Genomic DNA, 23,265 nt, shown 5'->3' on the forward strand with positions numbered 1-23,265 from the left:
GGATAATCATGAGTTAGAAGTTAGGCACTTAATTTTCTTCGATAATGTAAGTAAAATATTCCATACATAACAAATAGCATGAGTAAAACTTGTAACTCTACATTTGCCTTTAAAATAGCTGCGATAGGGTCTAGTAAGTACGGTGATTTATCATTTGTGCTTAAACCTAACCATTTATTTAAGAGGCTAATGGTACAAAACATAAAAACACCGGACCAGCTTGCCGTAATTGCTTTTTGTTTAATTTTTGTTTCACGTTCATCATCTGTAATCCAAGGATTAGCAGTTTTATCACTACTAAAGAAGCCGTTTATATATCCCCATACAATCATTCCAATAAAGACAATTATCCATTTCATATATGTAATTCTCCTTTCGGTGTAAAAAGTATTTTACATGTAATATTGTAATATTTTACAAACCTTCGTGTCAAACCTTTTTTACATATCGGTTTTTATACAGCAGGAATAAAGAATGCAATAGGGAAGAAATATGTGTGAGGATTTTATAGTAAGAGGAGACTGAATATGAAAATCGTTTTTGTTCGGCATGGTGAAGGTGAACATACAACGGATTTACCAGAAAGTTTACAAGTGTTTGACCCACCATTGACGAGAGTAGGAAAGGCTCAAGCTAAGTTACTTCAACGTGATGTATCATTACAAGAAGCGGATATATTAATTGTTAGTCCTACACTTAGAACTTTACAAACGGCGACAATATGGAGTGCGAAAGTAGCTTGTCAAAAAATAGTCCATCCATATGTATCTCCGCGTATTTTTCCTTATCGAGAAGGAGCGAAAACATTACCGTGCGATTATATAGTAGATCAGGGAATGATAACAAAGTTATTTCCGCATTTTTCGATAGAGAAAAGCTCAAATAATCAGTTATGGAAGGAAGGTATAAACACTATTTCAGAGAATAGTTTTCAGCAAATAGTAGATGAATTTCTTCTTTGGTGTTATGAACTGGGTGCGGAAAGAATTTGCATTGTATCTCACGATGGAACAATTACAGCATATAGGCAATATTTACAGAAAGTCGTTTTAACTAGATCAGATTTTTTGAAAGAAACAGGTATATATGAAATGGATTTATCCCATAAAAGTCTGATTGATAAGGGCTGATTATAGGATGGAGGTTGTTTGTTGAATATTGCATTAGTAGTTGGTTTTAATTCGGATTTAGAGGCGCAATCAATACGAGCATCTCTTGAGTATTTTGGTGCAAGAGTTGTGACATATTGGATTGGTAGACCGAAAGATTTTGTGGAAGTTCTTTCTGGAAAGAACTTATTTAACGATATTAATTATATTATTTTTTGCTTTCATGGTGAAGAAGGGAAGTTTGTCATGGAAGAGTTAGGCGAAGAAGTATATGAACAAGATGAACCGAGAGGGTATTTTGGTAAAGCAGAAATTTATAAATATGCAAAATTGCATAATACACATATTGTAAATAGCGGGTGCACATTAGGGGAGCAAAAACTTGCAAAATCTTTTTTACATAGTGGTGCAAAATCATATATTGGATCGATTGATTATGTAGATGGAAATGCAGCACTTATGTTTACTATACGCTTATTTTATGGGGTTATTAACCATGGGAAAACGTTAGAAGAAGCGTTTCAAGAAGCGAGTTTAATTGATGAGGAGACACATACATTTCGATTCTATAATTAGTGTGAAACACGTTTATTCTATATTCGAATAAACGTGTTTCACATTTAACTCACAATTTTTTTGCATTTTTTTCAATGAAAATGATTATCACCTGTGGTATGATATGTTCAAGTTTTTACAGGTAATAAAAGTTACTATATAAACGTTAGTTTTTAATGTTTCATACACATGTCATGAATTATTCATAATTAACGTTTGAAAAATGAGTAACTAATGTTATTATATTAACTGTAACTAACTTAATTACAACTTTAGGAGGAAGATATGGTTATTCAATTTTTAAGAGAAAACAAAGCAGTTTCTTTTGTATTAGCAGTAATTCGAGTATATCTTGGTTACACATGGTTAATGGCTGGAATCGGTAAACTACAAGGAAAAGGATTCGATGCAACAGGTTATTTGCAAGGCGCAATTGAAAAATCTAAAGGTGCACAACCGGCTGTTCAATCTTGGTGGGCATCATTCCTACAAGAATTTGCAATTCCAAATGTAGATTTGTTTAATACGCTTGTAACATGGGGAGAAATTTTAGTCGGAATTGGTTTAATTGTAGGCTGTTTAACAAAAACAGCGGTCTTTTTTGGTCTTGTAATGAACTTTTCCTATATGTTTAGTGGGTCAATTGGTGTGAACCCTGAGATGGTTATCTTATCTATGTTTGTTCTTGTTGCCGGTATGAACGCTGGGAAATTTGGAATGGATGGCTTTGTTATCCCAAAAGTATTAGGATCAAAAACTCAAAAACGCCAAAAGCAAGCTGCTTAATATATGAAAACGGGTATCTCAAAATGAGATACCCGTTTATGTTATTTTTCAACTTTGATCGGATTGTTCTTAAAGAAGTCTTGTACATACCCGACAAATTCTTGTGGTTCTTGGCGAAATGGTGCATGATAACCTTTTTCAATAATATGTAAAGTGCTATTTTTTAAGAATTGATGATACGTTTCTCCTTCTTTCCAAGAAACGCTACTATCATTTCTGCCCCATATAATTAAAGTCGGCTGTTTCATTTCATTCGCATTAATTTTAAGACGTCTAGGCCATAGTTTCATTTTGTTATAATGCTCTTCATCGTTACGTTTGAATTTCACTTTGCTCTCATCATAATCAGTAATAGAAGAAACGGCATTTAAATCAGTCGGCAATTGTGGTTTTGGTGAGCCTTGTTTAGTAACGAATGTATGAGGACCACCTGTAGCATCAGTTAAAATAAGGTGAGTAACTGCTTCAGGATATAAATATGTTAAATTTAGAGAAATTTCTCCCCCCATGGAATGCCCCAGTATTGCGAATGAATCATACCCTAGTTTTTTCATTAATTTATAATACAAATTTGCATGAGTTGGAAAAGAATAATAAAAATCCATTGGCTTAGATGAGCGCCCGAATCCTAAAGCATCTACAGAAATAATTGTATGATCTTTTGCTAAATCGGAGTAAATCTTTTGAAAACCATCTGATGACCCTCCAAAGCCATGAATCATAAGTAAAGGTGGTTTTTCATTACCAATCTTTTTAAAGTAAATGGTTTGACCATCTATTTCTACCATTTTTTCCTCGGTAGCTAGTTTAGCTGTAATTGTATTTTTCACTTGCTTTACTTGTTCTACTGGCTTTTCTGCTGCACTACATCCTACTAATAGTGTAAGAGTAAGACAACCTACCATAAAATAGCTAAATCGCTTCAATTAGGTGTCTCCTTTCTAACATAACGCTGTATCTATCATAGCAAATAGCATATTACGATTTCCAGGAAGTTGGCTACCATTTTTTATCATAAGAGGTGAAAGGAGCGTTTCTTGGAAATTTTCTGTTTGAAGAAATTTACGAAATATAAATTGTGAGTGTGGGACATCAATTCGTACTATACCATTCCAACATTCACATATCTTTTTTAATAATTGAATAGCATCTTCTTCTTGCTTGGCGATAAGTGGATGGATACATAATATATTGCCCTTTTGTATGCATAATGAAAAAGCTTCTATACGGTTATTTCTTTCAATTTTAAAAGCGTGTATGGCCCTTGGTAATAGCAAAGAGTAAAGTAGAGAACGATTCACACCAGTTGCAATTTGATCGAGAGAAGTAAGAGATATAAGGTCTTCTTCTCGTACTTGTTGTAAGTGAGAAGGATACGTCTTAGTAGTTTGCTTTTCAAAACGATGAATTGTTGTTGCTGTTTGAAATCCACATGATGTGTATAGAGGTTCGCCAGCTTTTGTCGCAATAAGTGCAATTGGTTGTTTTGGATGAATTTGTTCCAAGCAATGATTTAGCAACATGCGCCCTATTCCTCGTCCTTGAAAATTAGGGTGAACGATTAACATACCAATGGAAGTGAAGTTACTTGTAAAAGGAAATACTCCTCCAGTCGCAATGAGTTTGTTTTCATGAATATAACCTACAAGTGTGCCGATAGAAAGATACATTTCGAATTGCTTTTTCATAAAAATTTCATCGTGTAACCATCCAACAGATTTGCAAAGATTAAGTAATTCAAAAATAAAAGACTCATTTAGCTTTACTATTTTCATAAAGGCTCACCGCATTTCTATTTAATTTCATAAAAATAGAGTCAAAATGTAAAAAAAAGAGATTTACGTTAAATGAAATCCAACCTGTTTATATTTAAATTGTAAAGGGCAGGATGGCTGATACGAAGAGACAAAGTTATACAAATTATAACTGATATTTACATAAGTTAACAAAAAATTTACATACAGCTAATTTTCTCTTAATAGTCTTCCATTAAATTTGATAGTGGGAAATGAATAACCTAATTAGGGGGACAAGACAGTGAAAAAGTTTGTGAAAAAAGCATGGCCATTTGCAGTTGTGGCATCATTAGCAGTTACTTCGGTAGCAACATGGAATTTTACTCGTTCTAGTGAGGTTAATGCAGATGAGAACGGAAGCAATGCAAAGATTAAAAATGTTATCGTATTAATTGGGGATGGTATGGGCCCTTCATATATGACGGCTCACCGTTATATGAAAGATAATCCAAAAACCTTTGAAATGGAATCTACAGAATTTGATAAGCATCTTGTAGGAACACAAAAAACATACCCAGAAGATGAGCATGAAAATATTACAGACTCTGCATCAGCAGCAACAGCTATGTCAGCAGGGATTAAAACATATAATGCTGCAATTGCAGTTGATAATGATAAAGCGGAAGTGAAAACGGTTCTTGAGCAAGCGAAAGAAAAAGGGAAATCAACGGGACTTGTTGCAACTTCTGAAATTACACATGCAACACCAGCTGCTTTCGGTGCGCATGACATTAGCCGTAAAAATATGGACGCAATTGCAAATGATTATTTTGATGAGAAAATTAAAGGGAAGCATAAAGTAGATGTTATGCTTGGCGGCGGCGTAAAGAACTTTGTTAGAAAAGATCGTAATCTTACAGAAGAGTTTAAGAAATCTGGTTATAGCTATGTAACGGATCGAGATCAATTGTTAAATGATAAAAATGATCAAATTCTTGGTTTATTTGCACCAGGTGGATTAGATAAAATGATTGACCGTAATGATAAAACACCTTCATTAGAAGAAATGACTAATGCAGCAATTGAGCGTTTGAACAAAAATAAAAATGGTTTCTTCTTAATGGTGGAAGGAAGTCAAATCGACTGGGCTGGACATGATAATGATATCGTTGGTGCAATGAGTGAAATGGAAGACTTCGAAAAAGCTTTCAAAGCAGCGATTGAGTTTGCGAAAAAAGATAAAAATACGTTAGTTGTTGCAACGGCAGACCACGCTACAGGTGGATTATCTTTAGGTGCCAATGGCGAGTATAACTTTAAAGTAGATCCAATTAAAGCTGCAAAACGCACACCAGACTTTATGGCAAATGAGATTGCAAAAGGTGCAAATGTAGAAGAAACATTGAAAAAGTATATTGATTTACAATTAACTCCAGAAGAAATTCAAGCTGTAAATGATATTGCTCCGTCAAAAGATGTAACAAAGATTGATAATGCAATTGAAGATATTTTCAATAAGCGCTCGGTTACAGGCTGGACAACTGGTGGACATACAGGGGAAGATGTGAACGTGTATGCATTTGGTCCAGGTAAATACTTATTCTCAGGCGTTCAGGAGAATACAAATATAGCGAAACGTGTCTTTGATATTGTTGGCGGCGGCGATCCGAATAAAGGAAGACGTTAATTAAGAGCGAAAGTGAGGCGAAATGCCTCACTTTTCTTTTTAGGAGTTGGGAATATGGGGGAATTATTTAGAAAATTAAGATTTTTTATAGTGTTTGTAGTATTACTAGTTGGATGTCAACAAGAAGAGAATAACGTAGAACAAAAATCTACTACTAAAAAATCTGAGGAAAAGGTACAAATAACAAAAGAAGAAGAGAGATCTATTCAAGATGTTATTACTACATTTGTGCGAACGACGAATGAAAAAAATCTTGCAGAACATATGGAGTTATTTTCAAAGAAGATGCCTAGTGCTGAAGACTTAAAAACACAAAAAGAAGCCGCATTTCAAAAGGGAAATAAGAAGATTGAATTGGAACATATAGATATGAAAGCTAGTAAAGTAGGGTATGTTATTGTTGAAACGAAAGAAAAGGAAGTAGACGATAGTGTCACTCTTCAAAAGAAAGTACAGTACGCTCTTGGAAAAGAAGATGAGAAATGGAAGATTGAAGAGGTTCGCACGATAGAGAAAAAATAACGTGAAACTTTAATAAGTGTGGGAGTAACACCTCCAAAAAAAATGGTATAAAAAAAGGTTCTCATTGGCGAGAACCTTTTTTTATAGTGGTAGCATAATTTGATTTGAGCATGCCTCAATATCATCAATATCTTGACGAATTGTGGCCATTTTATTATCAAGATCTTCAGCTTTCATTGCTGCATCATGTAGTTCATCTTTTAAATACTCCGGTATTTTCCCTTCATATTTATAATAAAGTTTGTGTTCTAAACTTGCCCAAAAGTCCATTGCCAGTGTACGTAACTGAATTTCTGCAAATACATCTTTTGTACCAGAATTCAGTGATAAAGGATATTTAATAATCATGTGTAAACTTTTATAACCGTTTCGTTTTGGGTTAGCGATATAATCTTTTACCTCTATGATTTCCATATCTTCACGCTTTTGAATGACTTCTTTTAAATGATAAATATCTTCTACGAAGCAACATGTAATACGAATACCAATAATATCTTGTAAATGCGTTTGGGCATTTTCAACTGTCGGTAATAAATTTTTACGTTCAAGCTTTTTAATAATACTTTCAGGTTGTTTTAGTCTTGTTTTTATATGTTCAAACGGGTTGTAATCCTCTAAAAATTGAGCTTCCCGGTTCATAATTTCAAATTTAGTTTTTAACTCTTCTAAAGCAAATGTATATGGTAATACAAAAGCTTTCCAGTAGTTAACTGTTGATTGATTATATTCCATTTATATACACACCTTTTCCTATTTACAAGTGAGGTTGTTATTATACTAAATACCAAATCATATAAGCACAAGCAGCAAATGATGAGATCATAAAGCGATATTTAGTTTTCATACTTTCAACTCCTTTCGAGTAAGATTCTATATAAATAAACGTGATTGTTAATAAGTTCACTATGTACAATTTCTATAGTAATAGATTCGTGTGAATTTCGTATGAACTAATTGTTTCAGCTTTTTGTCTTTTTTGCTGTTAATCATAATTATTATTCGGATTTAAAGTGTTTTTATTTGATTTATCCATTTGTATAAATTAATGTATATTTAAATTTATAGTTATTAAGGAGGATATACGGTGAACTTTGAAGAATTAGCAATTGCTAGACGTTCTGCAATGAAATTTATACAAGGTATAGAAATCCCTGATGAGGATTTTAAAAAAATATTTGAGTTAACTAAGCTTTCTCCATCTTGCTATAATTTGCAGCACACACATTATGTTGTAATTCGTGATCAAGAGCGAAAAGAAAGATTAAAAGAATTAGCGTTTGGTCAATATAAAGTATCGAGTGCATCAGCGGTAGTGCTCGTTTGTGGTGATAAAAGAGCATACCAAAATGTTGAAAATATTTACTTCGGTATGAAAGTTTTAAAAATGATTGATGAATGCGAATATGAAGATACCATTAGGCAAACGAAAGGGTTATATGAAGGAAAAGGAGAGCGTTTCATGGAGGATGAAGCGATTAGAAATGCTTCGTTAAGTGCGATGACTTTTATGTACGCAGCTAAATATTATGGATATGATACATGTCCAATGATTGGTTTCGATGAAAAAGCAGTACAAAGTGAATTAAATATGCCAGAGCATGTAATACCTGTTTTAATGATTACGATAGGGAAAAGTGATACGACTAAAGTTCGTCCAAGAGGATATCGAAAGCCAATTAGTGAGTTTGTTACATACGAATCGTTTTAATAAAATTTATTTAACTATAAAAACAAGGGGATTCTAAATAGAATCTTCTTGTTTTTGCAATTGACAAATAGAATGAAGTTTTATAATATGTAAATCGTAATCATTACGTTTTAGTTTGCGATCTTTGAAAGAAAGGAGAATTACCTATGCGTGTAAATATTACATTAGCTTGTACGGAGTGCGGTGATCGTAATTATATTTCTAAAAAAAATAAACGAAACAATCCAGAACGCATCGAACTAAAAAAATATTGTCCACGATTAAAGCGAGTAACGTTACATCGTGAGACGAAGTAGAAGACTAGAGATATCTCTAGTCTTTTTTTGTTAATAAGTTTTGGTTTTCTTTGTTATAATTACCTTAAATTGTAACGAAGGAGAGGATATGGTGAATCAAAAAGATAAAGAAAGAAAAGAGCACGTAGCTCATATTATTGAAATTCCAGATGAATATAGGCTTGTTGTAGATGATCAAGAAGGGGTTGATGACCCGTATCATCTATTATGGTGGGGACATAAAGATGATGAGGAGAAACAGATACAAATTACATTAAATAGACATACTGGTAATTTAATTGAATTTAGGATAGATGATGGAAATTCTTTTTCGAGTGATAAGGGAGCGATAGAGGAGAATAAAGCAAGAGAGGTTGCAAATACATTCTTAAAAAAATATACAAAAGAAGGATATGAATTCTATACATATGTAACGGTTAAGGACGACAGGCGCGGTTGGAAAGAAGTAAATTATATGCAAGAAGTGAATAGCTATCCATTGCCGAATACTGGGTGTGTTGTGCGAGTGCACCCTTCAGGTAATGTTGTGCATTTTCATTACAATGGACAAAAAGCCATAGAGAAAAAACCGTTATGGCCAAGTGAAATTGTTGGGGAGAATATCGTTTTAGAAAATTTGAAAGCTAGACAAGATATGAGACTTGTATTTGTAGATTTAACATACTCTTCATGTGAGTATGAAAACGGGGAAGAAGTAAAAGGGTACCATCTTGTATATGAACCAGAACCTAGTCATGCGTTTATTGATGCAAGTACAGGTAAAGATTTATATGGGCCAGAACACTATAAATTACCTTCTACAGTACTTGTTGATAAACTGCTAAAGAGTAGTCAAAAAAAAGATGTGTTTGATTTATTTGATTGGGACAAGGGGAAGTTTGTCAAAATAGATGAAAAAGTAGATGAGGATGAAGTCCGGATAAAATTTGTATTAAAAGAAGAATTACAAAAAGAAATAGAAGAGAAGGATTCATATTCAATGGATGAGTTTTATAAAAAACATTTTCCAATGTTGAAACATGATGAATTCGTTATAATTACTCTAGATAAAGAAACAAATCAATTGCTTTCTTTTTTTATGTGGAAGAATGAGAAAAAAAGGAAAACAATCTTATCAAGAGAGCAATGTTTAAGCAAGGCACTTCAATTTTTAGAGCATATTATCCCAGATGCGACAAAGTATGTTCAACTTTGGGATAATTATGAGGAGGAAGAGGGGATAGAGAGGTTTTCCTTTTCAATCTATGTAAATGACATTCATGTAGAGCGGAAATATATTATGATCAACATCAATGCAGAAAATGGTGCTGTGATGCACTACTCTGGAGAGTCTGGCAACTTTATAAAAGAATTACTTACATATGAAACAACACCAAAAGTAACAAAAGAAAAAGCGTTAGAAATATACAGAGAGGCTATCCGAGTTAAATTAGAATGGTTTGTGGATCATCATGCAGAGGAAACGAAATACAAACTACTGTACAAACAAACGACAGATGAAAAACATAAAGAACCTTTTGATTGTAGTCGGGAAATTCGTTATATTGATGCCCAAACTGGGAGAAAGATTTGGAGTAAGTAAAATAAAAAGAGTTATTTTTCAAAGAAAATAACTCTTTTTATTTTTATAATTTGTCTGTTCGTTTTTCAAAATTAAATGTGATAGGAAGATTGGAAGAAGAATTATCACTTTTAAATGTTACTTTCCATTCTTTAGTATGGGCTTTAATTTCAAAATTAAGAAGATTCATCGCTCTACGTTTATCTATTTCTAAAAACATATTATGAATTTCTGGTTCTTGCTGTAAATTAAGAGCCTTTAGTGTGACTGTTAATGTGAAAAAATTTTGCCCTTCATATACTATTTTTGATATTTTTGTTTTTTGTGTATTTAACAGTATATAAAAACGGTCTGATGGAGTTAATTGTACAGAGTCATCAGTAATTTCATTCTCGCTATTATAAAGTTCAACTAAGAAAGATGTACTATGGGAAGAATGTTTTTTGCTTGTAATCTGTAATTCAGTAGGAATCATCGGTATTTCATAAAAATCATTCCTTATTATGTTATTGTAATCCTCTGAAAATTTACGGACTTCTTTTGGAAAAGAGTCTTCTTGTGTACTTAAAAAAGTTTTATGTTGCTTTGGAGTTTTTTTACTAAAATTTAATGTTTCTTTAAAGTAATAATTGGATCCAGTTAAAAATAAAAAACTACAAATTAATAAAAAAATTCGATACGGATTTTGAAAGTTAAAGAACAGTAGTATACATGTAATAAATCCAATTACATAGAAAATAAAGATAAGTAGTTCTAGTTTTGAGTGAAAGGAGAAACCATAATTATGAAAAAATTTCATTCCAATTATAATTTGAGCTCCAAAAAACAAAGAAATTCCAAATTGAAAAAATAATAAATCAGGCCCTCTCTTAATAACAAAAGTAATGAACGAAATGAAAAGTAAAAATACCCCTAAATAAATTGTTACATTTAATAATCGATCTAATGTAAGCATGAATAGTTTCCCCTTTAATAGCATATTCATATATAAATAACAATTTTATATAATTATAATATAACAATAAAATATTTTAAATGTTGGAAGTGTTGAGTTTTATAAATAAACTGTACAGACACAAACAACCTCAAGCCCACATACACATAATAAAGACCACTATTTTGGCGGAGGTGAAAGGTTTGAGTCTATTCGCCGCAATTGGATATATGGTTCGAGAAGTGTTTGTCTTTGTTTCTTATGTGAAAAATAATGCGTTTCCGCAGCCGTTATCATCAGATGATGAGAGAAAGTACTTAGAGTTAATGGAGCAAGGTGATGCTCAAGCGAGAAATCTTTTAATTGAACATAATTTACGGCTTGTAGCTCATATCGTTAAAAAATTTGAGAACACAGGAGAAGATGCAGAAGATTTAATTTCAATTGGTACGATCGGGCTCATTAAAGCGATCGAGAGCTATTCTGCAGGAAAGGGAACGAAGCTTGCGACGTATGCAGCACGCTGTATTGAAAATGAAATTTTGATGCATTTACGTGTACTAAAGAAAACGAAAAAAGATGTTTCACTTCATGATCCGATCGGGCAAGATAAAGAGGGCAATGAAATATCGCTTATTGATATATTAAAATCAGAGTCTGAAGATGTAATTGATATGATTCAGCTTAGTATGGAGTTAGAAAAAATTAAAGAGTATATCGATATTTTAGACGAAAGAGAAAAAGAAGTGATTGTGAAACGTTTTGGACTTGGGCTAGATAAGGAGAAAACACAGCGGGAAATCGCTAAGGCGCTTGGCATTTCTAGAAGTTACGTATCACGGATCGAAAAGCGTGCTTTAATGAAAATGTTCCACGAGTTTGTAAGGGCAGAGAAAGAGAAAAAAGCGAAAGAGTAAAGTGTATTAGAAGCAGCCATATTTTAAAATAGGCTGCTTTTCTTATTGTAAATAAGAAAAGAAAACGCGTTATGCTAAGAAGAAATACATGTTCACTGTTGAAAATGACGGATTCTATCTGTAATATTAGAAGGTGCTAAATAATTTAAGAATAATACCATACTTAGTTTTCTGTATGTATAATAAGGCTGCTTTATATGATATGTGGGAATAAGAACCAATTTTACGTATGATATAGAAAGAAAATAAGGGAAAACTAAAGTTATAGACTGATTAGGGGGTTTCGCAATTTGCGACGTACATTATATCGACTTATGATAGAACTTACAAATGGTCGCTTTACTTCTTATATATTACGTAAATTTGCACAATCTCGTTTGAGCTCTATCATTATTCCATCGTATGCGAAAGTTTTTCAAATTAATCAAGATGAGATGGAAAAGGGTTTGAAGGAATATAGAACGTTGCATGAATTATTTACGCGTAAGCTAAAAGAAGGAAAGCGTAGTATTGATACAGATGCATCGAGTATTGTTAGTCCTGTTGATGGTGTTTTTGCAGATTATGGTCCTATTGAGGATACAAAAACATTTGATATTAAAGGAAAGCGCTATTCAATTGTGGATATGCTAGGTAATGAGGAACGTGCAACGCGATATGCAGGCGGTACATATATGGTAATTTATTTGAGTCCAAGTCACTATCATCGCATTCATAGTCCGCTTTCTGGTTCTGTGACTGAAAGATTTGCACTCGGTAGAAAATCGTATCCGGTAAATGCAGCTGGTATGGAATATGGGAAAGAACCGTTGTCAAAAAATTATCGTTCTGTTACAGAAGTAAGCAGTGATGGCGAACATATGGCTCTTGTAAAAGTAGGGGCCATGTTTGTTAATAGTATTGAGCTTTTGCATGAGAGAGACACTGTTCAAAAAGGTGAAGAAATGGCATACTTTACATTTGGTTCAACAGTTGTGTTATTGTTTGAAAAAGATATGATAGAAGTAGTGCAGGAATTAAAGAGTGGGCAAGAGCTGCGTCTTGGTGAAAAAATAGCTACTCGATTAGCTCATAAATAAAGAAACGCTTTTATAACCGTAAGTAAGAGTTATGGGCAAAGATACTTAATGATGAAATCCCCTAGATGGGAGTACTTGTTTATTCGAGAGCCATCGTAGGATGGCTCTTTTTACAGGGCATTCAATAATGTATCCTGTAACTGTTTGATTGGTACGGGCTGATTAAACTTTCACTTTATATATAATCAAGAAGATTTGACAAGCTTGTCCTCTAATGAGCGTCTAATGATTTCTTGTTTTATAAGTAAAATGAAGTCGGGATTTAATTTTAGTTCTTTTGCTTTATAATAAGACTCAGTGAGTAACTCAGTGGATAACTGTTCCATATGTTTTGTTTTCAAGGTGAGTCACCTCCTAATAATATAAGGATTGATTCGTTGATGCATTTAATGTACCAAAAAAATATGACAGTCACAAACGAGTGGTTATCCACATACCTAGGTGGATAAAGTGTGTATAGTTTGTTAGTAAATTCCAAATTAACTGAAAAATTAATGTGGAAAATGTGTACAATTTTATCCACAGGTTATATATCGAAAAATGTTGTCGAAAAATTTTATGAAAAATCCTCAAAGAGGTGAAAGAAATTGAAACTATTTTTACCAAATGAATACGTGAAAAATGTATATCATGTTCAACCAGAAGATTTAAAAAAACGTGGGATTAAAGGTGTTATTACTGATTTAGATAACACTTTAATTGAATGGGATCGTCCAAATGCAACCCCGCAACTTGAAGAATGGTTCTTAAAAATGAAAGAGCAAGGCATCCAAGTAACGGTTGTTTCAAATAATAATGAGCAACGTGTAAAAGATTTTGCTGACCCATTAGGTATTCCATTTATTCATAGTGCACGTAAACCATTTGTTCGAGCGTTTAAGCGTGCGATACAAGAGATGCATCTGCAGGCAGAGGAAGTTGTAGTAATTGGAGATCAGTTACTGACTGATGTGCTTGGTGGAAACCGAGTAGGGCTTCATACAATTTTAGTTGTACCGGTAGCACAAACGGACGGATTAGTGACGCGCTTTAATCGGAAAATTGAACGAAGAATCATGAAAAATATGAAGAAAAAAGGTTTAATTAACTGGGAGGAATAAAGTTTGACTGAAACAATTAAATGTATTGGTTGCGGTGTAGAAATTCAAACAGAAAATAAAAACGAAGTGGGGTATGCTCCTACCTCATCTTTAGAGAAAGAGCAAGTCATTTGTCAACGTTGTTTTCGCTTGAAGCATTACAATGAAATTCAAGATGTATCGTTAACAGATGATGACTTCCTACGCATTTTAAATGGAATTGGAAAATCAGATGCATTAGTAGTCAAAATTGTAGATATTTTTGATTTTAATGGTAGCTGGTTACCTGGCTTACATCGTTTCGTAGGGAATAATAAAGTATTACTTGTTGGAAATAAAGCTGATTTAATTCCAAAGTCAGTAAAACATGATAAAGTAAAGCATTGGATGCGCTATAGTGCAAAGCAGCTAGGATTAAAACCAGAAGATGTCTTTTTAATTAGTGCAGCGAAGGGACAAGGAATTGCTGAACTAGCAGATGCTATTGAGTATTATCGCGGCGGCAAAGATGTTTATGTTGTTGGATGTACGAATGTAGGGAAATCGACATTTATTAATCGTATGATTAAAGAATTTAGTGATGAGACTGAAAATGTAATTACAACATCTCATTTCCCAGGAACAACACTGGATTTAATTGATATTCCATTAGACGAAGAATCTTCTTTATATGATACGCCAGGTATTATTAACCACCACCAAATGGCTCATTATGTTGGGAAGCAAAGCTTAAAGCTTATTACACCAACAAAAGAAATTAAGCCGATGGTATTCCAATTAAATGAAGAACAAACGTTATTCTTTAGTGGATTGGCACGTTTTGATTATGTAAGTGGTGGTCGTCGTGCGTTTACTTGTCACTTCTCGAATCGTTTAACAATCCATCGTACAAAGCTTGAGAAAGCAGATGAATTATATAAAAATCATGCTGGAGATTTACTAAGCCCGCCAACGCCAGAAGAATTAGCAAATATGCCTGAGTTAGTGAAATACGAATTTAATATTCGTGAACCAAAGACGGATGTTGTATTCTCTGGATTAGGATGGGTTACTGTGAACGAATCAGGCGCGAAAATTGTTGCACACGTACCAAAAGGAGTAAGTGTTTCACTACGTAAATCTTTAATTTAATATGGAGAGGGATTTATGAAACAATTATATGGTGTAATCGGAAATCCAATTGGACATTCATTATCACCCGTTATGCATAACGATGCATTTGAACACTTGAATATGGATGCCCATTATCATGCATTCCTTGTTGAAGAGGAAGCGCTAGGGGAAGCAGTAAGAGGTTTAAAAGCATTAGGTATTTCAGGATTTAATGTAACAACTCCGCACAAGGTTGCTATCATGGAGTATTTGGATGAGATTGATCCATTGGCAAGGAAAATCGGTGCAGTAAATACAGTGGTTCATAAGAATGGAAGGTTAATTGGCTACAACACAGATGGAATTGGTTTTGTTCGAGCGCTGCAGTCAATTAGTAATGAACCACTTCAAGGGAAACGTATTTTGTTACTTGGTGCAGGTGGTGCTAGCCGAGCTATTTATTTTTCTCTTGCTGATGTAGGTGTAAAAGAGATTGATGTAGCCAATCGTACAGTTGATAAGGCGAAAGAACTTATTGCTGCACGTACGGCCGATGTTCATTCTGTTGCTTTGTCGTTAGAAAAAGCGACAGAAGAACAAGGAAATTATGATATTATCATTCAGACGACAACGATAGGTATGCATCCACACGTCGAACATACGCCATTACAAATGTGTTTGTTAAAAAAAGGAACGATTGTATCAGATATAATTTATAATCCATTTGAAACGAAAATTTTATGTGAGGCAAAAGAGCAAGGCGCAATCATTCAAAATGGTATTGATATGTTTGTTTATCAAGGAGCACTTGCATTTGAAATGTGGACAGGACGTGTACCAAATATTGATCGAATGAAACAATTAGTTATAGAAAAGCTTGGAGGCTAACATATATGTTAACAGGAAAACAAAAAAGATTTTTACGTGCACAAGCACATCATTTAACACCAATTTTTCAAGTAGGAAAAGGCGGAGTAAATGAAAATATGGTAAAACAAATTGGAGAAGCGTTAGAAGTTCGTGAACTATTTAAAGTGAGCGTATTACAAAACTGTGAATTTGATCGCCGTGAGGTTGCGGAAGAACTTGCAAAAGGTGCACGTGCTGAAATCGTTCAAGTAATTGGAAGCACAATCGTTTTATACAAAGAATCAAGAGAAAATAAACAAATTAAGCTTCCTCGATAAAAAGATTAGCATGCGCTATTTTTTATCGCTGATGCGTAATGATGTAGAGAGCGAAACCAATTGAACTTTTATTAATAGCAACTCTCTTCGTTCCTAACCAAGGAGAGTTGCTGTATGTAAGAGGAAGGGGCGTTTCTTTTGAGGAAAATTGGCATCATTGGCGGTACATTTGATCCGCCTCACTATGGACATTTGCTAATTGCAAATGAAGTATATCACGCTTTGGAATTGGAAGAAGTATGGTTCTTGCCAAACCAGATTCCGCCACATAAACAAGGACGTAATATTACAAGTATAGAAAGTCGTTTACATATGTTAGAGCTTGCGACTGAGGCAGAAGAACACTTTTCTATTTGTTTAGAAGAGCTAAGCAGGAAGGGCCCATCTTATACGTATGACACTATGTTACAATTGACGAAGAAGTATCCGGATGTGCAGTTTCACTTTATTATCGGTGGGGATATGGTTGAGTATTTACCGAAGTGGTATAACATTGAAGCTTTACTTAATCTTGTAACATTTGTTGGAGTTGCAAGACCTGGGTATACATTGCATACAACATATAAGATTACTACAGTGGAAATTCCGGAATTTGCAGTTTCTTCATCCTTATTACGTGAGAGATATAAGGAGAAGAAAACGTGTAAATATTTACTTCCTGAAAAAGTACAGGTATATATCGAGAGGAATGGGTTGTATGAATCGTGAGAATGCACTGCATATTGTCAAACAACAAATGCATGAAAAACGTTATATACACACAATTGGTGTAATGGAGACAGCGATTGAGCTTGCTAAGTTATACGGTGTAGACGAGAAAAAAGCAGAGATGGCAGCTATATTCCATGATTATGCGAAATGTAGAGCGATTTCAGAGATGGAAGAGATTATTAAACGTGAAGATTTGCCGAAAGATTTACTTTGCTATAATAAAGAGTTGTGGCATGCGCCTGTTGGGGCATACTTAGTAGAAAAAGAGGTAGGCATTACGGATTCTGAAATATTGCAAGCTATTACATATCATACAAGTGGTCATGAGAACATGACGATGTTAGATAAAGTGATTTATGTAGCTGATTACATTGAGCCAGGGCGAAAGTTTCCGGGTGTGGAAGAGGCTCGTAAACTCGCATATACGGATATAAATCAAGCTTTATTATTTGCGTTAAAGAGAACAATTCAATTTTTAATGGAAAAAAATCAGACGATTTATCCATTAACATTCCAAACATACAATGCAGTTATCAAGGAGGAAATGAGTAAATGAACGATAAAGATTTATTAGTGTTAGCGGCAAAAGCAGCTGATGATAAAAGAGCAGAAGATATGGTTGTCCTAAATATGCAAGGTATTTCACCAATTGCAGATTATTTCATTATTTGTCACGGTAATTCAGATAAACAAGTGCAAGCAATTGCACGTGAAATTAAATCAAAAGCACATGAGTTCCAAATCGACGTACAACGTATGGAAGGTTTTGACGAAGCACGTTGGGTATTAGTTGATCTTGGAGATGTAGTTGCCCATGTATTCCATAAAGATGAGCGTAATCACTATAATTTAGAGCGTCTATGGGGCGATGTGCCACGTGAAGATATAACAGAAGAGCTAGGCCAATGAAATACGAACAATTTGCATTGTTGTACGACGAACTGATGAATGATGTCCCTTATGATAAATGGGTAGAATTCACAGAGGAAAGCCTGCAGCAGGCAGATATGAAAGATGCAAAAATTCTTGATGTAGCATGCGGTACGGGTAATGTAACCCTTCCGCTTGTGCAAAAGGGTTACGATTTAATAGGTGTCGATCTTTCAGAAGAAATGTTAACAGTCGCTCAGCAAAAACTAGGAGGAGAGGGATACTTTATTCCTTTTTACCAACAAGACATGCGAGAGCTTGATGTTCCAGGTGAGTTTGACTGTGTCACTATCTTTTGTGATTCATTAAATTATGTATTGCAAGAAGATGGAGTACAAGAAACATTTAGAAGAGTGTTTCACCATTTGCGTCAAGATGGTTTGTTTTTATTTGATGTACATTCTTTATATAAAATACATCATGTATTTCAAAATGAAACGTATACAGTGAATGCAGAAGAAATATCTCTTATTTGGAATTGCTTCCCTGGTGAAGAATCAAATAGTGTAGAGCATGATTTGACATTCTTTGTTCAAGATCCGGAAGAAGATGTGTACCATCGGTTTGACGAATGTCACGTGCAACGTGCATATCAAGTGGAAGAGTTAACGAAATGGCTTGAAGAAGCAGGTTTTACAGTTCTTCGTGTAACAGGTGATTTTGAGCGACTTGAAGTTACAGAACAAACAGAGCGTATTTTCTTCATGGCAAAGAAAAACGGATAAAACAAATAAAACAAAAGCAACCGAGAAGGTTGCTTTTGTTTTATAAAGAAGATGTATTTTTAGTTCTAGCATAATCTGAAGATCGTATGCGTAAAGTGTGGGAATAGTAGTTGAAGTGAAAATGTATTGTAAAAAAGTAAGTATTTATAAAAAGGATTTGGAATGAAAATGACGTATTTATTATGTGTGTTTATTGAATTGCTGATCAACGCATTCTAAATCTTCATCAAATTTTTCATGTGTTCGCTCGATTAACTTATGGAACATATCTCCAACGTGTTCTTCTAAAACCCGAATGCCTTCCCCGGTAACGCCGCCTTTCACGCAAACCTTTTCTTGTAAGGTAGGTAATGTGAAGATTTCTTTTTCAAGTAATTTCCCCATCCCCACGACCATTTCACTTACTAAAGTAGTAGCCTCTTCGTGTGTAATATTTGTTTTATCTACAGCAGCGTTAATGAAGCATTGTAGTAAATAACTAAAGAAAGCAGGACCGCAACTTGCTATATCAGATGAAACACGTGTTATATCTTCTTCTATTACAAGAGGTGTAGAAATATTTTTGAATAGACGAAGTAGTTTTTGTTGCCATTCTTCAGAGCAATTATCTCCAAATGTAAATAGTGAGGCGCCAGAGAGGGCGCGATTTGTGATACTTGGAATGATACGTGCGACGTGGCACGGTACGAGAGTCTCTAATTGTGATGGAGATATTGGACTTGTAATAGAAACTAAGCACGTTTCATCAGAAAAATGTTCAGCGTATTTTTTTAGGATAGGGTATATATCTATCGGCTTAACGCAAATAAAAATAAGTTGTGATTGTTCGATTACTTCCGGGATTGTTTTTGCTATATGAACAGAAGGGTATTTTTCTTTTATATGATATGCTTTAGCAGGCGTCCGATTAATGATTGTAAGGCACGAAGGTTTGACAGCACGGGTTTCTAAAAATGCATCGATTAGTATATTCCCCATGTTTCCTGTCCCTATAATTCCTATGTTCAAAGTTTCATCCCTCCTTCGTAACAGCTTTCTCCTAAACAATATGAATGATGTTATAAATTTATGATTAGAGGTGTAAAATGATGTGGGATTTTCCGAAAAAGTGGTTAGGTTTAGTAGCTATTATTGGAACTTTACTTTTTCTTGTTTTTTGGAAAACGAATCAGAGTGTAGAACGAACGCCTATTACAATGAATGTGCAAGAGAAGGAGATAGAAAAAAAGGGTAAACCGAAAATATCGGATACAAAGGAACAGAAAAGAACAATTATAATTGATGTGAAAGGAGCGGTTAATAAAGAAGGGGTATATGAAATGAAGGAAGGGGATCGCGTAAAGGATGCGGTTCAAAAGGCTGGTGGTTTTTTATCAGAAGTAGATATGAAAAAAGTGAATTTAGCACAAATTGTACAAGATCAAATGCTTCTTTATATACCGAGTAAAAATGAGTCAGAACAAGGGATGTTTACTTCTTCTAAGGAAGATGGCAAGATTCGAATAAATACAGCAGCGAAAGAGCAATTGGAAAAAATTACAGGGATTGGCTCTCGAAAGGCAGAAAGTATTTTGAAATATCGAGAAGAACATGGTCCGTTTCAGAAAATAGAAGATTTATTAGAGATTGATGGGATTGGTGCGAAGTCTCTTGAAAAGATAAAAGATCAAATTATTATTCCGTAAAAGATTGACGAAGTTTTTCTTCTTTCGCTACACTACAAGTAGACAAAAAAGTAGGTGAAAAATATGGAACGAATTTCATGGGATCAATATTTTATGACGCAAAGCCATCTACTATCGTTACGTAGTACATGTACAAGGCTTGCGGTAGGAGCGACAATCGTTCGCGATAAACGAATTATTGCTGGTGGATATAATGGTTCGATTAAAGGTGGCGTACATTGTATAGATGATGGTTGTTACGTAATCGATAATCATTGTGTTCGGACAATTCATGCCGAAATGAATGCTTTATTACAATGTGCCAAGTTTGGTGCGAAAACAGAGGAAGCAGAAATTTACGTTACGCATTTCCCTTGTTTACAATGTTGTAAGGCAATTATTCAAAGTGGTATTACAGCGGTTTATTATGCGCAGGATTATAAAAATCATCCATACGCCATAGAGTTATTTGAACAAGCGAATGTAACAGTGAAGCACGTTCCGCTAGAATATGATATCGCTGCATTAGAGGAGCAAAAACGTTATACGGAGTTAAAAGAATTATTTGCGTCTTTAGAAAAAGATAATTTATCAATGGAAGAATTACAGCATGTATTCACGAAAGCAAAAATGATGCTATAAGGAGTGAGTATAAGTTGCAGGAACAATGGGGTTATGTTGCAATCTCGTTTATAATAGGGATTGCAATTGCCTTTTCCTCGTCACTTTTATTGATAGTTTTTTGCCTCTTTTTAAATGTTTTCTTCTGTTTATATCGCACTTCGCGTAAAACCTTCTTTTTTTGCATTGTAGCGTGCTTTAGTGGCGTTATATACACTTCCTATGTTCAAGGGTGGAATAAGTCTCTAGGAGAGCCCTATGGAGTTACAAGAGGGGTTATACAAAATACACCGCTTGTTAATGGGGATCGCCTATCTTTTCAGTTTGAAGATCACAATAAAAATATAGTGCAGTTAAGTTATAGAATAAAATCAGCCTTGGAAAAGGAAAAAATGCAGCAATTATACGCAGGGATATCATGTGTATTCGAGGGTGAGAGGAAAGAACCGCAAACAGCTCGGAATTTTCATGGTTTTAATTACCGTGATTATTTATACAAGCAACATATTCATTTCACATTTGAGGCTACATATATTTCTGAATGCTATAAAACATCACTGTCGCTCATGCAACGGATTCTCCTTTTGAGGCAACAAGTAATCTCGAAAGTTACAGAGATGTTTCCAGAGCAATCAGGTGCTTTTATGAATGCGTTACTATTTGGTGATAGACAACAAATGACGTTTGAAGTGGAAGAGCAATATCAACAGTTTGGTCTTGTACATTTGTTAGCAATTTCAGGTTCGCACATTGTATTGTTAATGGTGATAGTATATTTTATTTTGCTAAGAAGTGGTGCGACGAGGGAGGTAGCAACAATTTGCCTTATCATTTGTATTCCTTTGTATATGGTTTTAGCAGGGGCGTCACCCTCTGTTATAAGGGCTTCTATAACAGGAGTTTTGACGTTGATTGCTTTTATGTGCTCGATTCGTTTATCTAGTTTAGATGCTTTAAGTGTAACAGCTATATGTATGCTTATATATGACCCTTATCTTGTTTTTAATATTGGATTTCAGTTTTCTTTTGTAGGTAGCTTCGCTTTACTTTTGTCTGCTCCGTTATTGTTAGTGAGTAGCAACGGAGTAATCCGAAATTCTATTTATATTTCTATCATTTCACAGCTCGTTAGTACTCCGATTTTGTTATATCACTTTGGTTATTTTTCTCCATATAGCATTTTCCTCAATCTTTTATACGTTCCGTTTTTATCTATCATTGTATTACCATGTAGCATTATTATTTTACTGTGTATGCCAATTGTCCCGTTTCTCGCAAAAGGATTTGCGGATGTGTTATCAATAGGCTTGAGTATGTCTAATGTTTTTCTAAGTTATTGTGAAAGTTTACCATTTAACCAGCTTATTTTCGGGAAAACGTCCTTCAATCTTGTAGCTGTATATTGCGCGAGTATTGTCAGTATATTGATGGTTTGGGAAAGGAGAGCGCCGAAAAAAATGGTTTGTATAGTTGTGAGTATATTTCTTTTTATTAGCACGTGTCATTATGTATATCCATATTTTAGAGGAAGTGGAAGTGTAACATTTATTGATGTTGGATAAGGTGATGCAATATTAATTCGCCTTCCGTATGATAAAGGGGTTTATCTTATTGATACAGGTGGAACGCTTCGTGTCAATAAGGAAGAGTGGCAACAAAAAAAGCATGAATTTTCTGTTGGAAATGATGTTTTAATACCCTATTTACAAAAAGAAGGTATTAAAACAATTAATAAATTAATCGTAACGCATGGAGATGCAGATCATATAGGTGCTGCGCAAGAATTATTATCATATATACCTGTAAAAGAAGTTGTGTTTGGCCGGAAGGGAAAAGATGCAGTATTAGAAAAAGTAGTAAAGAAACAGGCATTAGAAAAGGAAATGAAAATAACTGAAGTGGGGGAAGGGGAAAGTTGGAGTGTAAATGAAGCTGAATTTTTCGTTTTAGCTCCAAAAGGAAAAGAAAAAAGTGAAAATAATGCTTCAATTGTAATATGGGCAAAATTTGGAGGATTGACGTGGCTATTTACAGGCGATTTAGAAGAAGAAGGAGAGCAGTTTTTAGTATCTGCGTATCCAGATTTGCGAGTAGATGTTTTAAAAGTTGCTCATCATGGAAGTAACACGTCATCTATAGAGTCTTTTTTGAACGTTATACAGCCCCGTGTAGCGATTATATCTGTTGGTAAGCAGAATAGATATGGACACCCACATAAAGAAGTGATAGAGCGTTTGGAGAAGATGGGGAGTGTGATATGGCGCACGGACAAGCAAGGTGCTATTTCCTATGTTTTTAAAGGGGAAAATGGAACCTTTCAAAGTAAAATCACATACGATAAGACATATAATAGGTGAAAAAGAGAA

At 34.3% G+C, this 23,265-nt stretch carries 27 protein-coding genes and 1 pseudogene; 21 read left to right on the forward strand and 7 right to left on the reverse strand.

Translation table 11 applies throughout. The features are described from left to right. Positions 1-20: 20 nt before the first annotated feature. Positions 21-359: a hypothetical protein gene (locus BUA87_RS15675; RefSeq protein WP_016512309.1), complete on the reverse strand. Its 339-nt coding sequence runs from the start codon at positions 357-359 to the stop codon at positions 21-23. Between the two features lie 168 nt (positions 360-527). Between BUA87_RS15675 and BUA87_RS15680 the strand changes: the two genes are divergently transcribed. From BUA87_RS15680 to BUA87_RS15690, 3 genes are all read left to right on the forward strand, one after another. Continuing rightward, positions 528-1,130, forward strand: a complete 603-nt coding sequence (locus tag BUA87_RS15680; RefSeq protein WP_071713633.1) for a histidine phosphatase family protein — start codon at positions 528-530, stop codon at positions 1,128-1,130. 18 nt (positions 1,131-1,148) lie between these two features. Then, on the forward strand, positions 1,149-1,685 hold the full coding sequence (locus BUA87_RS15685; RefSeq protein WP_025118463.1) for a hypothetical protein: 537 nt from the start codon (positions 1,149-1,151) through the stop codon (positions 1,683-1,685). 264 nt (positions 1,686-1,949) lie between these two features. Next, positions 1,950-2,450, forward strand: coding sequence for a DoxX family protein (locus BUA87_RS15690; protein ID WP_000236608.1), 501 nt, complete (start codon positions 1,950-1,952; stop codon positions 2,448-2,450). A 41-nt stretch (positions 2,451-2,491) separates the two neighbouring features. Here the strand turns inward: BUA87_RS15690 and BUA87_RS15695 are convergent, their stop codons facing one another. Next, positions 2,492-3,376 (reverse strand): alpha/beta fold hydrolase, encoded by an 885-nt coding sequence (locus BUA87_RS15695; protein WP_000819813.1) that lies wholly within the window; start codon positions 3,374-3,376, stop codon positions 2,492-2,494. Positions 3,377-3,391: 15 nt separating this feature from the next. Continuing rightward, entirely contained in the window at positions 3,392-4,225 is an 834-nt protein-coding gene (locus tag BUA87_RS15700) for a GNAT family N-acetyltransferase (RefSeq protein WP_000706702.1), read from the reverse strand. Positions 4,226-4,487: 262 nt separating this feature from the next. Here BUA87_RS15700 and BUA87_RS15705 point away from each other — a divergent pair, with 262 nt between their 5' ends. Together BUA87_RS15705 and BUA87_RS15710 are read left to right on the forward strand one after the other, a co-directional pair. Further along, positions 4,488-5,873 carry an alkaline phosphatase gene (locus tag BUA87_RS15705; RefSeq protein ID WP_000714908.1) on the forward strand — a complete coding sequence of 462 codons (1,386 nt, stop codon included), beginning with the start codon at positions 4,488-4,490 and terminating at the stop codon, positions 5,871-5,873. A gap of 54 nt (positions 5,874-5,927) precedes the next feature. Beyond that, positions 5,928-6,395 (forward strand): hypothetical protein, encoded by a 468-nt coding sequence (locus BUA87_RS15710; RefSeq protein WP_061659952.1) that lies wholly within the window; start codon positions 5,928-5,930, stop codon positions 6,393-6,395. Positions 6,396-6,476: 81 nt separating this feature from the next. Here the strand turns inward: BUA87_RS15710 and BUA87_RS15715 are convergent, their stop codons facing one another. Then, on the reverse strand, positions 6,477-7,127 hold the full coding sequence (locus BUA87_RS15715) for a GTP pyrophosphokinase (protein ID WP_000456218.1): 651 nt from the start codon (positions 7,125-7,127) through the stop codon (positions 6,477-6,479). Between the two features lie 352 nt (positions 7,128-7,479). Between BUA87_RS15715 and BUA87_RS15720 the strand changes: the two genes are divergently transcribed. From BUA87_RS15720 to BUA87_RS15730, 3 genes are all read left to right on the forward strand, one after another. Continuing rightward, the gene (locus BUA87_RS15720; RefSeq protein ID WP_001008498.1) at positions 7,480-8,103 is read left to right on the forward strand and encodes a nitroreductase family protein; all 624 of its coding nucleotides are present in this window, start codon (positions 7,480-7,482) and stop codon (positions 8,101-8,103) included. 146 nt (positions 8,104-8,249) lie between these two features. Further along, the gene (gene rpmG / locus BUA87_RS15725) at positions 8,250-8,399 is read left to right on the forward strand and encodes a 50S ribosomal protein L33 (RefSeq protein ID WP_001265617.1); all 150 of its coding nucleotides are present in this window, start codon (positions 8,250-8,252) and stop codon (positions 8,397-8,399) included. An 88-nt stretch (positions 8,400-8,487) separates the two neighbouring features. Next, complete coding sequence (locus BUA87_RS15730; protein WP_000248009.1) at positions 8,488-9,981, forward strand: YcdB/YcdC domain-containing protein; 1,494 nt, start codon at positions 8,488-8,490, stop codon at positions 9,979-9,981. Positions 9,982-10,024: 43 nt separating this feature from the next. Here the strand turns inward: BUA87_RS15730 and BUA87_RS15735 are convergent, their stop codons facing one another. Next, entirely contained in the window at positions 10,025-10,945 is a 921-nt protein-coding gene (locus BUA87_RS15735) for a hypothetical protein (protein WP_003271732.1), read from the reverse strand. 152 nt (positions 10,946-11,097) lie between these two features. Between BUA87_RS15735 and sigK the strand changes: the two genes are divergently transcribed. Further along, a complete protein-coding gene (sigK, locus tag BUA87_RS15740; protein ID WP_000051382.1) occupies positions 11,098-11,811 on the forward strand; it encodes an RNA polymerase sporulation sigma factor SigK in 714 nt (237 codons plus the stop codon). A 290-nt stretch (positions 11,812-12,101) separates the two neighbouring features. Further along, positions 12,102-12,890, forward strand: coding sequence for a phosphatidylserine decarboxylase (locus BUA87_RS15745; protein WP_001255005.1), 789 nt, complete (start codon positions 12,102-12,104; stop codon positions 12,888-12,890). A 185-nt stretch (positions 12,891-13,075) separates the two neighbouring features. Here BUA87_RS15745 and BUA87_RS15750 read toward each other — a convergent pair whose 3' ends face one another. Beyond that, positions 13,076-13,231 carry a sporulation histidine kinase inhibitor Sda gene (locus BUA87_RS15750; protein ID WP_000850094.1) on the reverse strand — a complete coding sequence of 52 codons (156 nt, stop codon included), beginning with the start codon at positions 13,229-13,231 and terminating at the stop codon, positions 13,076-13,078. Between the two features lie 246 nt (positions 13,232-13,477). Here BUA87_RS15750 and BUA87_RS15755 point away from each other — a divergent pair, with 246 nt between their 5' ends. The 8 genes from BUA87_RS15755 to BUA87_RS15790 all read left to right on the forward strand — a co-directional run bounded on the left by BUA87_RS15755 (position 13,478) and on the right by BUA87_RS15790 (position 18,614). Continuing rightward, entirely contained in the window at positions 13,478-13,990 is a 513-nt protein-coding gene (locus BUA87_RS15755) for a YqeG family HAD IIIA-type phosphatase (protein ID WP_000765307.1), read from the forward strand. A gap of 3 nt (positions 13,991-13,993) precedes the next feature. Next, positions 13,994-15,100, forward strand: coding sequence for a ribosome biogenesis GTPase YqeH (yqeH, locus tag BUA87_RS15760; RefSeq protein WP_072940215.1), 1,107 nt, complete (start codon positions 13,994-13,996; stop codon positions 15,098-15,100). A 15-nt stretch (positions 15,101-15,115) separates the two neighbouring features. Next, a complete protein-coding gene (aroE, locus tag BUA87_RS15765; protein WP_000812070.1) occupies positions 15,116-15,949 on the forward strand; it encodes a shikimate dehydrogenase in 834 nt (277 codons plus the stop codon). Between the two features lie 5 nt (positions 15,950-15,954). Continuing rightward, on the forward strand, positions 15,955-16,248 hold the full coding sequence (gene yhbY / locus BUA87_RS15770; RefSeq protein ID WP_000955227.1) for a ribosome assembly RNA-binding protein YhbY: 294 nt from the start codon (positions 15,955-15,957) through the stop codon (positions 16,246-16,248). A 138-nt stretch (positions 16,249-16,386) separates the two neighbouring features. Continuing rightward, positions 16,387-16,956 (forward strand): nicotinate-nucleotide adenylyltransferase, encoded by a 570-nt coding sequence (gene nadD, locus BUA87_RS15775; protein ID WP_001226038.1) that lies wholly within the window; start codon positions 16,387-16,389, stop codon positions 16,954-16,956. Continuing rightward, a complete protein-coding gene (gene yqeK, locus BUA87_RS15780; protein ID WP_001078478.1) occupies positions 16,946-17,515 on the forward strand; it encodes a bis(5'-nucleosyl)-tetraphosphatase (symmetrical) YqeK in 570 nt (189 codons plus the stop codon). Before nadD ends, yqeK begins: the two co-directional genes overlap by 11 nt. Then, positions 17,512-17,868 carry a ribosome silencing factor gene (gene rsfS / locus BUA87_RS15785; RefSeq protein WP_000998173.1) on the forward strand — a complete coding sequence of 119 codons (357 nt, stop codon included), beginning with the start codon at positions 17,512-17,514 and terminating at the stop codon, positions 17,866-17,868. Before yqeK ends, rsfS begins: the two co-directional genes overlap by 4 nt. Further along, a complete protein-coding gene (locus BUA87_RS15790) occupies positions 17,865-18,614 on the forward strand; it encodes a class I SAM-dependent methyltransferase (RefSeq protein ID WP_072940218.1) in 750 nt (249 codons plus the stop codon). The genes rsfS and BUA87_RS15790 overlap by 4 nt, the downstream gene beginning before the upstream one ends. 180 nt (positions 18,615-18,794) lie before the next feature. On the opposite strand, the gene comER is transcribed toward BUA87_RS15790, so the two are convergent. Beyond that, positions 18,795-19,622, reverse strand: a complete 828-nt coding sequence (gene comER / locus BUA87_RS15795) for a late competence protein ComER (RefSeq protein WP_001020554.1) — start codon at positions 19,620-19,622, stop codon at positions 18,795-18,797. 77 nt (positions 19,623-19,699) lie between these two features. Between comER and BUA87_RS15800 the strand changes: the two genes are divergently transcribed. The 3 genes and pseudogenes from BUA87_RS15800 to BUA87_RS15810 all read left to right on the forward strand — a co-directional run bounded on the left by BUA87_RS15800 (position 19,700) and on the right by BUA87_RS15810 (position 23,256). Beyond that, the gene (locus tag BUA87_RS15800; RefSeq protein WP_000989936.1) at positions 19,700-20,299 is read left to right on the forward strand and encodes a helix-hairpin-helix domain-containing protein; all 600 of its coding nucleotides are present in this window, start codon (positions 19,700-19,702) and stop codon (positions 20,297-20,299) included. Positions 20,300-20,362: 63 nt separating this feature from the next. Next, positions 20,363-20,920, forward strand: a complete 558-nt coding sequence (locus BUA87_RS15805; RefSeq protein WP_000439773.1) for a ComE operon protein 2 — start codon at positions 20,363-20,365, stop codon at positions 20,918-20,920. Positions 20,921-20,934: 14 nt separating this feature from the next. Next, positions 20,935-23,256 (forward strand): annotated as a pseudogene (locus tag BUA87_RS15810) (DNA internalization-related competence protein ComEC/Rec2). Positions 23,257-23,265 lie beyond the last annotated feature (9 nt).

The organism is Bacillus sp. bc15, from assembly GCF_900142585.1.
Lineage (GTDB): Bacteria > Bacillota > Bacilli > Bacillales > Bacillaceae_G > Bacillus_A > Bacillus_A cereus.

Bases quoted from the DNA above. Each gene is read 5' to 3' on its own strand.
- yhbY (WP_000955227.1), top strand. From the start codon at position 15,955: ATGTTAACAGGAAAACAAAAAAGATTTTTACGTGCACAAGCACATCAT.
- BUA87_RS15805 (WP_000439773.1), top strand. From the start codon at position 20,363: ATGGAACGAATTTCATGGGATCAATATTTTATGACGCAAAGCCATCTA.
- BUA87_RS15730 (WP_000248009.1), top strand. From the start codon at position 8,488: ATGGTGAATCAAAAAGATAAAGAAAGAAAAGAGCACGTAGCTCATATT.
- BUA87_RS15700 (WP_000706702.1), bottom strand. From the start codon at position 4,225: ATGAAAATAGTAAAGCTAAATGAGTCTTTTATTTTTGAATTACTTAAT.
- rsfS (WP_000998173.1), top strand. From the start codon at position 17,512: ATGAACGATAAAGATTTATTAGTGTTAGCGGCAAAAGCAGCTGATGAT.
- BUA87_RS15715 (WP_000456218.1), bottom strand. From the start codon at position 7,127: ATGGAATATAATCAATCAACAGTTAACTACTGGAAAGCTTTTGTATTA.
- BUA87_RS15690 (WP_000236608.1), top strand. From the start codon at position 1,950: ATGGTTATTCAATTTTTAAGAGAAAACAAAGCAGTTTCTTTTGTATTA.
- BUA87_RS15675 (WP_016512309.1), bottom strand. From the start codon at position 359: ATGAAATGGATAATTGTCTTTATTGGAATGATTGTATGGGGATATATA.
- aroE (WP_000812070.1), top strand. From the start codon at position 15,116: ATGAAACAATTATATGGTGTAATCGGAAATCCAATTGGACATTCATTA.
- BUA87_RS15790 (WP_072940218.1), top strand. From the start codon at position 17,865: ATGAAATACGAACAATTTGCATTGTTGTACGACGAACTGATGAATGAT.
- yqeK (WP_001078478.1), top strand. From the start codon at position 16,946: ATGAATCGTGAGAATGCACTGCATATTGTCAAACAACAAATGCATGAA.
- rpmG (WP_001265617.1), top strand. From the start codon at position 8,250: ATGCGTGTAAATATTACATTAGCTTGTACGGAGTGCGGTGATCGTAAT.
- BUA87_RS15735 (WP_003271732.1), bottom strand. From the start codon at position 10,945: ATGAATATGCTATTAAAGGGGAAACTATTCATGCTTACATTAGATCGA.
- BUA87_RS15680 (WP_071713633.1), top strand. From the start codon at position 528: ATGAAAATCGTTTTTGTTCGGCATGGTGAAGGTGAACATACAACGGAT.
- BUA87_RS15800 (WP_000989936.1), top strand. From the start codon at position 19,700: ATGATGTGGGATTTTCCGAAAAAGTGGTTAGGTTTAGTAGCTATTATT.
- BUA87_RS15710 (WP_061659952.1), top strand. From the start codon at position 5,928: ATGGGGGAATTATTTAGAAAATTAAGATTTTTTATAGTGTTTGTAGTA.